Here is a 1909-nt window from a genome sequence, read left to right on the forward strand (position 1 = left end):
GCTCACCCCGTACGTGCGCGGCGGCAAGATCGCCCTGTTCGGCGGCGCCGGCGTGGGCAAGACGGTGCTCATCCAGGAGATGATCAACCGCATCGCCCGCAACTTCGGTGGTACGTCGGTGTTCGCAGGCGTGGGGGAGCGCACCCGCGAGGGCAACGACCTCTGGGTCGAGTTGGCCGACGCCAACGTGCTCAAGGACACGGCCCTGGTCTTCGGCCAGATGGACGAGCCGCCCGGCACCCGTATGCGGGTCGCGCTGTCGGCGCTGACCATGGCGGAGTACTTCCGCGACGAGCAGAACCAGGACGTGTTGTTGTTCATCGACAACATCTTCCGGTTCACGCAGGCTGGTTCCGAGGTCTCGACCCTGCTCGGCCGCATGCCGTCCGCGGTGGGCTACCAGCCGACCCTGGCCGACGAGATGGGCGAGCTGCAGGAGCGGATCACCTCCACCCGCGGTCACTCCATCACCTCGATGCAGGCCGTGTACGTGCCCGCCGACGACTACACCGACCCGGCGCCCGCCACGACGTTCGCGCACTTGGACGCCACCACGGAGCTTTCGCGTGCGGTGTTCTCGAAGGGCATCTTCCCCGCGGTGGACCCGTTGGCATCCAGTTCGACGATCCTTGACCCCGCCGTTGTCGGTGACGAGCACTACCGCGTCGCGCAGGAGGTCATCCGGGTTCTGCAGCGCTACAAGGACCTTCAGGACATCATCGCCATCCTCGGCGTCGACGAGCTGTCCGAAGAGGACAAGCAGTTGGTCAACCGCGCGCGTCGCATCGAGCGCTTCCTCAGCCAGAACATGATGGCGGCGGAGCAGTTCACGGGTCAGCCTGGCTCGACGGTTCCGCTCAAGGAGACCATCGAAGCCTTCGACAAGCTGACCAAGGGTGAGTTCGACCACCTGCCAGAGCAGGCGTTCTTCCTCATCGGCGGCCTGGAGGACCTGGCCAAGAAGGCCGAGACCTTCGGCGCCAAGCTCTGATGATCGTCGTGCCCGGTCTGACTCCAAAGGAGGTGTGCCATGGCTGAACTCCACCTCGAGATCGTCGCCGTCGAGCGTGAGTTGTGGTCGGGTGAGGCAACGTTCGTGTTCACCCGCACCACGGCCGGTGAGATCGGCATCATGCCCAGGCACATTCCGCTGGTGGCCCAACTGGTCGACGACGCCATGGTGCGGGTCGAGCGGGAGGGCGAGGACGATCTTCGCATCGCGGTGGACGGGGGATTCCTGTCCGTCACCGACGAAGCCGTCCGGATTCTGGTCGAGAACGCCGAACTGGAGTCGGAGATCAACGCCGACGAAGCCAAGCGGGACGCCGAATCGGATGACGAGCGCACCGCAGCGTGGGGCAGGGCGCGTCTGCGTGCCCTAGGCGAGATCGACTGAGTCGCCGGTGAGCGCGTCCATGATGGTCATGGCCGCGCTGGTCGGCGTCCTGTTGCTGATCGTCGTCGCGCTGACCTATCGGCTGTGGAAGCTGCGGCAGGTAGGGGGCTCCGCCGCGATTCTGCGTGACATCCCGGCCATCGGTGGACACGGCTGGCGCCACGGAGTGGTGCGCTACCGCGGAGGGGAAGCCGGTTTCTACCGGTTGTCGAGTCTGCGGTGGTGGCCGGATCGCCGGCTGTCCCGCCGTGGCGTCGAAGTGGTCGGCCGCCGATCACCTCGCGGTGACGAGTTCGACATCATGAGCGCCGAGATCGTCGTTCTCGAGCTTCGCGATACGGGTCCCGAAAGCCGCAGAGGCTACGAGATCGCTCTCGACCGTGCTGCTTTGACCGCATTCACGTCGTGGCTGGAGTCGCGTCCATCCCGCGCGCGGCGGCGGACGACCTAACGCGCGGGACCGCCGGGCTGCCAGAGCACGTCGCCATCGGGGTTTGCGACGCGCGTCAGGAT

3 protein-coding genes are annotated in these 1909 nt (G+C 66.4%); all 3 read left to right on the forward strand.

Annotated features, from left to right (window positions below):
* Positions 1-991: F0F1 ATP synthase subunit beta (atpD, locus tag ACRDUX_RS20315; protein WP_526415863.1), on the forward strand; the 991-nt coding region annotated here is incomplete at its 5' end.
* A gap of 39 nt (positions 992-1030) precedes the next feature.
* Entirely contained in the window at positions 1031-1396 is a 366-nt protein-coding gene (locus tag ACRDUX_RS20320; RefSeq protein WP_526415865.1) for a F0F1 ATP synthase subunit epsilon, read from the forward strand.
* Between the two features lie 7 nt (positions 1397-1403).
* Entirely contained in the window at positions 1404-1847 is a 444-nt protein-coding gene (locus ACRDUX_RS20325; RefSeq protein ID WP_526415867.1) for a DUF2550 family protein, read from the forward strand.
* Positions 1848-1909: the final 62 nt, after the last annotated feature.

Origin of the sequence: Mycobacterium sp. (assembly GCF_050701675.1) — a bacterium.
Classification (GTDB): Bacteria; Actinomycetota; Actinomycetes; order Mycobacteriales; family Mycobacteriaceae; genus Mycobacterium.